At 68.9% G+C, this 8,232-nt stretch carries 7 protein-coding genes; 5 read left to right on the top strand and 2 right to left on the bottom strand.

Annotation, left to right across the window (positions count from 1 at the left end):
- Positions 1-473 (bottom strand): Lrp/AsnC family transcriptional regulator (locus M9914_14165; GenBank protein ID MCO5175320.1); only part of this gene is annotated, 473 nt, incomplete at its 3' end.
- Between the two features lie 109 nt (positions 474-582).
- On the opposite strand from M9914_14165, the gene M9914_14160 reads away from it, so the two are divergent.
- The 4 genes from M9914_14160 to M9914_14145 are packed head-to-tail and all read left to right on the top strand — an operon-like array spanning position 583 to position 5,616.
- On the top strand, positions 583-2,091 hold the full coding sequence (locus M9914_14160) for an ABC transporter substrate-binding protein (GenBank protein MCO5175319.1): 1,509 nt from the start codon (positions 583-585) through the stop codon (positions 2,089-2,091).
- Between the two features lie 29 nt (positions 2,092-2,120).
- Entirely contained in the window at positions 2,121-3,065 is a 945-nt protein-coding gene (locus M9914_14155) for an ABC transporter permease (GenBank protein ID MCO5175318.1), read from the top strand.
- Complete coding sequence (locus M9914_14150) at positions 3,062-3,940, top strand: ABC transporter permease (protein MCO5175317.1); 879 nt, start codon at positions 3,062-3,064, stop codon at positions 3,938-3,940. The genes M9914_14155 and M9914_14150 overlap by 4 nt, the downstream gene beginning before the upstream one ends.
- A gap of 59 nt (positions 3,941-3,999) precedes the next feature.
- Complete coding sequence (locus tag M9914_14145) at positions 4,000-5,616, top strand: gamma-glutamyltransferase family protein (protein MCO5175316.1); 1,617 nt, start codon at positions 4,000-4,002, stop codon at positions 5,614-5,616.
- On the opposite strand, the gene M9914_14140 is transcribed toward M9914_14145, so the two are convergent.
- Positions 5,613-6,686 carry a Gfo/Idh/MocA family oxidoreductase gene (locus M9914_14140; protein MCO5175315.1) on the bottom strand — a complete coding sequence of 358 codons (1,074 nt, stop codon included), beginning with the start codon at positions 6,684-6,686 and terminating at the stop codon, positions 5,613-5,615. The genes M9914_14145 and M9914_14140 overlap by 4 nt on opposite strands.
- Before the next feature lie 289 nt (positions 6,687-6,975).
- Between M9914_14140 and M9914_14135 the strand changes: the two genes are divergently transcribed.
- Positions 6,976-8,154, top strand: coding sequence for a DUF4143 domain-containing protein (locus M9914_14135; GenBank protein ID MCO5175314.1), 1,179 nt, complete (start codon positions 6,976-6,978; stop codon positions 8,152-8,154).
- The last annotated feature ends 78 nt before the right edge of the window (positions 8,155-8,232 follow it).

Below are 8,232 nucleotides of genomic sequence, written 5' to 3'. Positions count from 1 at the left end.
CCCTCATCGGTCTGCGCCGCGAACCAGGCCTTCCAGTCCCACGAGCTCTTGACGACCTCGGCGAGCTGGAACGTCTCCGTGCGGGTGATGGCCGGGATGTCGCGCGGCAGCGTCGTGGCTATGAAGGCGTGCAGGTCCTGGGCGCTAGGGTGGAGCGTCTGGATGATGATGTCCGCCGAGCCGAACGAGTTGCCCACGAAGCGCACGTTCGGGTACTCGGCGAGGCGCGCGGCGGCGGCCGGCACGTTGCCTGGCTGGAGGCTTAGGAGCGTGATGGCGTAGACGTTTAGCCCGAGCCGCAACGGGTTGCCAACGGCGGTGATCTTGATGTACCCGAGCTCCTTGAGGCGGGCGACACGGCCTCGCACGGTCGCCTCGGAAACGCCGAGCTCACGCGCGATGTCGCGGAAGGGCCGGCGGCCGTCGTCCTCGAGTGCGACTATCAACGACTGGTCCAAGGTATCAACGCGCATATGCCTCAACGTTACGCCGCGCATTGCGAACCGAACAAGCCTAGACTCGTTGACATCGCGCAACAGCCCGTCTATGCCCGAATCCGGAACACCTTTAGGAGGAGGGATCATGAAGCGATCGGTCACGACGCTGCTGCTGGCGTTCGTTCTGGCGGCAGCTGGACTCGCATCGGCGCAGACGACACTGAGGATCGGGCTGGCGGAAGACCCCGACATCCTCGACCCCGACCTGGCCCGCACCTACGTCGGGCGCATCGTCTTTACCAGCTTGTGCGACAAGCTGTTCGACATCACGCCCAACCTCGAGATCGTCCCGCAGCTCGCCACGAGCTACACCGTGTCGGCCGACGGGTTGACGCTCGACCTCGCAATCCGCGAGGGCGTCACGTTCCACGACGGCACGTCCCTCGACGCCACGGCCGTCAAGTACAACATCGACCGGTCGAAGAACCTCCCCGGCTCCAACCGTGCGAGCGAGATCGCGCAGGTCGACTCGGTAGAGGTCACCGGCGACTACGCGGTGCGCATCCACCTCTCGCAGCCGTTCGCGCCACTCATCGCGCAGTTCGCCGACCGCGCCGGCATGATGATCTCCCCTACCGCGGCGGAGGCGGCCGGCGACCAGTTCGGCGCCAACCCCGTCTGCTCCGGCCCGTACAAGTTCGTGCAGCGCGTCGCCCAGGACCGCATCGTGCTCGAGAAGTACGCGGGCTACTGGAACGCCGACGCCTTCCCGATCGACCGTGTCGTCTTTCTGCCCATCCCGGACACGAGCGTGCGCCTCGCCAACCTCCAGTCCGGCGACCTCGACCTCATCGAGCGCCCCTCCCCAACCGACCTGGCCGCCATCGCCGCCGACTCGAGCCTGGCCATGGAGAGCGTGCCGAGCCTCGGCTACCAGGGCATCACCATCAACGTCGCCAACCCCACGCAGCGCGACACGCCGCTCGCCAAGGACGTGCGCCTGCGCGAGGCCTTCGAACTCTCGATCGACCGTAACGTCATCAACAACGTCGTCTTCGACGGCCAGTTCGTGATCGGCAACCAGGCTGTGGCGCCCTCGAGCCCGTGGTACACGGCCTCCCTGCCCATCCCCGAGCGCGACGTCGACCGCGCCAAGGCGCTCATCGCCGAGGCCGGCTACACGCGCGTGCCCGTCGAGCTGATGGTCGCGAACAACCCCGACTCCGTGCGCGTCGGTGAGGTCGTGCAGGCCATGGCCGGCGAGGCCGGCTTCGACGTGTCGTTGCGCGCGACCGAGTTCGCCACTGCACTCGACCTGCAGGACGCCGGCGATTACGACGCCTTCGCCGTCGGCTGGTCGGGCAGGCTCGACCCAGACGGGAACATCCACTCCTTCGTCACGTGCGAGGGCGCGCTCAACGTGTCCGGCTACTGTGACCCCGAAGTGGACGAATGGATGAACGAGTCCCGCGCGGTCAGCGACTTCGCCGCCCGCAAGGCGCTGTTCGACAAGGCCGCCGAGCACTACATCCCCGATCGGCACATCGTCTACCTCTATCACACGCAGCTGTTCTTCCCGCACACCACGAAGCTCCACGGCTTCGTCGCGTTCCCGGACGGGATGATCCGCCTGAGCGGGGTTTCGCTCGAGTGACCAGAGACTGACCGGGGCGGGGCCGTAGGGTGCTGCCTTACATCCTGCGCCGCGTCCTGACCGCGGTCCCCACGCTCCTCATCGTCACCGTCATGGTGTTCGCCGTCCAGCGCATGCTGCCGGGCGACCCCGCCGTGGTGCTTGCCGGTGAGGAGCGTGACCCGGAGGTCATCGCCTTCATCCGGGACCGCTACCGGCTCAACGACCCCGTGCCCGTCCAGTACGTCGCCTGGCTGGGTCAGGTGACGCAGGGGAACCTGGGCCAGTCGTTCCGGACGCGGCAGCCCGTGGCGCAGCTCCTCATCGAGAAGCTGCCCGTCACCGTCGAGCTGGCGCTCCTGAGCCTCCTCGTCGCGCTCGCCATCGCCATCCCCGCCGGGGTCCTGGCCGCCGTCCGCAAGGGCACGGCGGTCGACTACGCGAGCACGGTGGCGGCACTCTCCGGCATCTCCATCCCCAACTTCTGGCTCGGCATCATGCTCATCCTGCTAGTGTCGGTGCGTTGGAAGCTCCTACCGGCGTCGGGCTTCGTACCCCTCTCAGACGGCGTGTGGGCGAACCTCCAGCGCATGATCATGCCTGCGCTCGTGCTCGGCACGGGCCTGGCCGGGGTACTGATGCGCCAGATGCGCTCCTCCATGCTCGAGGTCCTGAAGCAGGACTTCGTCCGCACGGCACGCGCCAAGGGCCTCGCGCCGTTCCTCGTCGTCGTCAGGCACGCACTGCGCAACGCCCTCATCCCCGTCATCACGATCGTGGGCCTGCAGCTCGGGGCGCTCCTCTCGGGCGCGGTGCTCACGGAGCAGGTGTTCACCATCCCCGGCTTCGGAAAGCTCGTCATCGACGCGGTGTTCAACCGCGACTACGCCGTCGTGCAGGGCGTGGTGCTGTTCACGGCCACGTCCTACATAGTCATCAACCTCCTCGTCGACGTGGCCTACGCGTTGGCGAACCCGAAGATCCAGGTCGGATGACGGGCGCCGGGACCGAGCACGCTTCGACCCGGGGCGGCGGGGTCGGTGTGTGGCGCCGCGCCATGGCCAGCCTCGCGCGCAAGCCGTTCGCCGTGGCGAGCCTCGTGATCATCGTGGCGTTCGTGCTCGTCGCCGTCTTCGCCCCCCAGATCTCCCCCTACGACCCGACGAAGGCCGACTTCCTCACCGTGCGCAAGGCGCCGAGCGCCGCGCACCTGCTCGGCACGGACGACGTTGGCCGCGACGTGCTCTCGCGCCTCATCCACGGGGCCAGGGCGTCGCTCATCGCCGGCGCGCTGTCCGTCGTCATCGCGATGGTCCTCGGCGTGCCCCTCGGGCTGATCGCCGGTTTCTACCGCGGCGCCGTCAGCGAGCTCATCATGCGCTTCACGGACGCGCTCCTCTCGTTCCCGTTCCTCATCCTGGCGGTGGCCCTGGCGGCCGCATTCGGGCCGAGCCTGACGAACGCGATGATCGCGATCGGGGTGGCGAGCGCGCCCACCTTCATCCGCCTGACGCGCGGCCAGGTCCTCGCCGTGCGCGCCGAGGAGTACGTCCAGGCCGCCAGCGCGCTCGGGGCGGGCGACGCGCGCGTGCTGTGGTCGCACGTGCTGCCCAACAGCCTCGCGCCGCTCCTCGTGCAGGGCACGTTGACGATCGCCACGTCCATCATCGCGGAATCTTCGCTATCGTTCCTTGGGCTGGGCGTGCAACCGCCCACGCCGAGCTGGGGCGGCATGCTCAACGTCGCCAAGAACTTCATGAGTCAGGCCCCCTGGATGGCCATCTGGCCCGGCCTGGCCATCTTCGTCAGCGTCCTCGCCTTCAACCTCCTCGGCGACGGGGTCAGGGACGCGTTCGACCCCCGCGACTGACCCGGGGCGCTCAAGCGGGCCGCGCAGGCCCGCCGCACAAGGAAGGACCACGCCTTAACATGCGGCTCGACTACGCACTCCCCTACTACTCGCAACGGCCGGTGGTGATGGCGCGCAACGTCGTCGCCACGTCGCAGGCGCTCGCCGCCCAGGCAGGCCTCGCCATGCTGCAGAAGGGCGGCAACGCCGTCGACGCCGCCGTGGCAACCGCCATCACCATGACGATCCTCGAGCCGACCGGTAACGGCATCGGCTCCGACGCCTTCTGCATCCTGTGGGACGGCCGGGAACTACACGGCCTCAACGCCTCCGGGCGCTCGCCGGCGGCCTTCGAGGCGAAGCACCTGGAGGCCGCGGGCGGCGCGCCGGGGTCCGGCGGGGCGGTGCCGCGCGGCTGGAACTCCGTGACCGTGCCGGGTGCCGTCTCCGCCTGGGTCGAGCTCTCCGGGCGCTTCGGGCGCCTGCCGTTCGAGACGCTCTTCGAGCCGGCCATCAGGTACGCGTCGGACGGCTTCCCCGTCCAGCCGATCACGGCGCGCGCGTGGGGGTACGCCGAGAAGGCCTTCGGCGCCCCCGAGTTCGCCGAGTTCCGCCGCGTCTTCCTGCCGGGCGGCCGCGCACCCCGCGCGGGCGAACGGTTCAGCATGCCCGACCACGCGCGCACCCTCGAGCTGATCGCCAAGACGCGCGGCGAGGCCTTCTACCGGGGCGAGCTCGCCGAGGCCATGGTCGAGGACGCGCGCCGCCACGGCGCCACCCTGGCGCTTTCCGACCTCGCCGACCACCGGCCCGACTGGGTCGGCACCGTCTCCCAACCGTACCGGGAGCTCGAGCTGCACGAGATCCCGCCCAACGGCCAGGGGCTCGCGGCGCTGCTGGTGCTCGGGATCCTGAAGCACACGAACGTGGCGGAGCTGCCGGTCGACTGCGCGGCGAGCCTCCACCTGCAGATCGAGGCGATGAAGCTCGCCTTCGCCGACGTCTACGCCTACGTGGCGGACGCCGCCCATATGAGCACGACCGCCGAGCAGCTCCTCGACCCCGGCTACCTGGCCGGGCGGGCGCGCCTCATCGACGCCAGCCGTGCGCAGGTGCCCGAGTATGGCGTGCCGAGCAAAGGGGGCACCATCTACCTGACCGCGGCGGACGCCGGCGGCATGATGGTCTCCTACATCCAGTCGAACTACTACGGCTTCGGCTCCGGCGTGGTGGTACCCGGCACGGGCATCTCGCTGCAGAACCGCGGCGCCGGCTTCGTGACGACGCCGGGCCACCCGAACTTCGCCGAAGGCGGCAAGCGGCCGTTCCACACCATCATCCCCACGTTCCTGACGCGCGGCGGGGCGCCCCTCATGTCCTACGGCGTGATGGGAGGCCCCATGCAGCCGCAGGGGCATGCCCAGGTCGCGCTCCGGCTCGCCGACCACGGCCAGAACCCGCAGGCCATCGCCGACGCGCCCCGCTGGCGCGTGATGGGCGGGCTCGAGGTCGCGCTGGAGTCCGGCTACTCTGCGGAGACGGTGGCCGAGCTCGAGCGACTCGGGCACGTGATCCACCAGTCGAAGCTCGGCGAGGACTTCGGCTTCGGCGGCGCGCAGCTCATCCTGCGGCAGGAGGACGGCGGCTACGTGGCGGGCAGCGACCCGCGCAAGGACGGGATGGCGGTCGGGTACTAGGCCCCGTCGTTCGGGTAGGTGACGCCCACCTGCCGCCGCACCTCGTCGAATAGCCGCATGGTGGCCAGTGTGTGTGCGAGCGGCATGGCCGGACTCTCGTGCAGGCCGGCCTGCACGCAGCGCGTCACCTCGCGCAGCTGGAAGGCGTAGGGCGCGTCCGTCAGCTCGAACTCCTCGGACCGGCGCGCGGCACCCTTGACGACCGTGAAGTCGTTCGGGCGGCTGAGGGACGGGCCCGTCTCCAGGTACCCCTCCGTGCCGACGATGCGCGCCCTGCGCGTCGAATCGGAGACGAACGAGACCACGACCTGGGAGTGCGCGCCGCCCGCGTGCGTCAGCGCGAGGGCGCAGAGCTCGTCGACGCCGTCCCTGTTCACGTTCCCTGTCGCCCGCGCGCCGGTCGGGAGGCCGAGGGCGCCGATCACCCAGCAGAGCGGGTACACGGCCAGGTCCAGGAGCGCCCCACCACCATCCACGGGTGCCCAGAGGCGCGTTCTGGGGTCGCGCTCGGCCATGAAGCCCATGTCGGCCTGCACGTAGCGCACGGGGCCGAGCTCGCCGCTCTCCAGGACGTCCATGGCGGCCACGTACGTGGGGAGGAAGCGCGTCCAGACGGCCTCCATCAGGAACAGGCCGCGGTCGCGCGCGAGGCGCGCCAGGTCCTCGGCCTCAGCCGCCGTGATGGTGAACGCCTTCTCGACGAGGACGTGCTTGCCCGCGCGAAGCATGGCGCCGGCGACGGCGTGGTGCTGGCCGTGTGGGGTGGCGACGTACACGACGTCGACGTCGGGGTCCTCCGCGAGCGCCTCGTAGCCGCCTGCGCCGCCGTACGACGCCCTGAAGCCGTACTGGGTGGCGAAGGCGGCCGCCTTGGCGGCGTCGCGGCTGCTCACGGCCTGCAGGCGCGCGTCCTCCAGGCGCGCGAGCTGCGCTGTGACCGTGTGCGCGATCTTGCCGGTGGACACGACGCCCCAGCGCAGGGCGGGGCCCGTGGCCGTGAACGGGTCGGGGTTTTGGCGGCCGGTGAGCTCTGGCGGTGCCGTGAACGGTCTGGCGACGTGGCGGGCCATGCGTGAGGGTAGCGCGTCGGAGCTGCGGTGGGCAGCGGTGGCACTGGACCGGCTACCCGGGAGGGGTCCTGCTCGGAAAGTGATAATTACGGCGCTCGATAAGTGGCAGCGGAGATGCTCGGAAAGTGGTAACAACTCCGCTCGGAAAATAGTATTATCGGCCCTCGCAATGTGGTAGTCTCACCCCGTGGACGGCCTTACGACCGCTATCCTGTCGCGCCGGGCTGAGGCGAAGCTGGCCACCCTGTTCCGCGAGGAAGCCGTGATCGCAATCCATGGACCCCGTTCCGTGGGCAAGTCGACTGTGCTGCGCAGGTTCGCCGAGAGCCACGGCACCGAGGTGATCGACCTCGATGACCTGGTAGTGCGAGACGCCGTAGCCGCGAATCCCTCGTTGGTCACGAGGGCGCCGACCCCGGTGTGCATCGACGAGTACCAGCACGCGCCCGAGGTGCTCGACGCCATCAAGGCCAGGCTCAACCGAGAGGGTGTTCGACCAGGAGTTGCCGTCCTCACCGGCTCCACCAGGCAGGACGCCGTGCCGCGTACGGCGCAGGCGCTGACGGGGCGACTACACAGCTTCGTGATACTGCCCCTGTCGCAAGGCGAGGTCGCCGGTGTCCATGAGGACCTCGTCGCCTCGTTGCGAGTGGACCCGGACGCCTGCACCGCCAGGCATCCGACGTCGACAACGACCAGGAACGATTACGCCGAGCGGATCGTCGCCGGCGGCTTCCCGTTGGCGCTGCGAAGGTCCGGACACCTGAGGAACCGCTGGTTCGATGACTACGTACGAGCTTCCATCGACCGGGACGCCGCCGAACTCGCACGGGTAGGTCAAAGACAGGCCCTCGGAAGACTGTTGTCACTGCTTGCGTACAGATCGGCGCAGATTCTCAACGTCGCCAAGCTGACGAACGAGCTCCAACTCAACCGCAAGACCGTCGACGGTTACCTTCGTCTCCTCGAGGACCTGTTCCTGGCCTTCCGACTACAGGGCTGGGGCAAGACGCTGAGAGCGAGGGCCACGGGCAGTCCGAAGTTGCACATGGTCGATTCCGGCCTGGCCGCCCGACTGCTTCGCATCGGACCGGAGAAGCTGACCCGCTTTGACCCGGCAACTCTGACGGAGTTCGGCCACCTACTGGAGACTTTCGTGGTCGGCGAACTGCTGAAGCAGGTCTCCTGGCTCGAGGAGCAGCCGACAGTCGGTCACTGGCGCACGAGTGACGGCGACGAGGTCGACCTCGTAGTCGAGTTTGACGACGGCCGAGTACTAGCGTTCGAGGTCAAGGCCGCCGAGCGCATATCGAGTGAAGACTTCGGCGGCCTCAAGAAGCTGCGAGACGGACTCGGGGACCGGTTCATCGCAGGCGTGGCACTCGGTCTTGGTATTCGCTCTTACACTCACGATGACCGTCTGCATGTCATGCCCGTTGACCGACTATGGCGCCCCGTGCGCCACTGACCACCACCGCCCTACCCACTGGCGCCATGCCCGCTCAAAGTTTGTCGCCCACCTGATACGCTTCGCGCCATGAGGTTC

The organism is Trueperaceae bacterium, from assembly GCA_023954415.1.
Lineage (GTDB): Bacteria > Deinococcota > Deinococci > Deinococcales > Trueperaceae > JAAYYF01.
Note: the sequence above shows the minus strand (reverse complement) of the source record. Positions and strands in the feature narration are given on the sequence as shown.